Source organism: Streptomyces sp. DH12, from assembly GCF_020873895.1.
GTDB lineage: Bacteria > Actinomycetota > Actinomycetes > Streptomycetales > Streptomycetaceae > Streptomyces.
Genome location: NZ_JAHWGT010000705.1, coordinates 1 through 512, shown reverse-complemented (window position 1 = coordinate 512; position 512 = coordinate 1). Strand labels below are relative to the sequence as shown.

The 512-nt window shown below is 65.0% G+C and carries 1 protein-coding gene; it reads left to right on the top strand.

The annotated features are described in order from the left end of the window. Positions 1 to 31 precede the first annotated feature (31 nt). Positions 32 to 412 (top strand): hypothetical protein, encoded by a 381-nt coding sequence (locus LPA54_RS36620; protein ID WP_228915299.1) that lies wholly within the window; start codon positions 32 to 34, stop codon positions 410 to 412. Positions 413 to 512: the final 100 nt, after the last annotated feature.

The following is a 512-nucleotide window of genomic DNA, read 5'->3' as shown; positions in this document are numbered from 1 at the left end:
ACGAAACAGGTGAGAGGGGAAGAGAAGGCCCATGGCTACGAGCGGACACACCCGGGCTTACGGTGGCCTCGGCGAGGGCCCTACCGCACTGGCGAGGCTGTGCCTCATCGTCGGCGTCTCTTCCATCTTCCTCGTGATGGTCGCGGGCGTTCTGCCGCCTTACGCCAAGGAGGCCGTCTACTGGTTCCAGCGCGCGCTGGTCACCGCGTCCGTGCTCACTTTGCTGGGGCTCCTCTTCAGCCATCCACGCCCGTCGCGACGCCCCAAGGGCCTCACGGAGGTCTTCATCTACTCGCCCAGCCTCTTCCTCGCAGCCTGGGTGACCGGTGTCTGGGCAGGCGTCTTCGTGGCGCCTTTGGTCCCCCTGTTCGCCCTTTGCGCCTGGGCAGCAGAGAAACTACGACGGCACTGAACGGAGTTCGACGCGGACGGCGTCAAAGACGCAGGACATAGCACCCCTCAGAACCCCACTGTCAATGTCGACGCGGTGCCGTCCAGGGCCTCTTCCATCT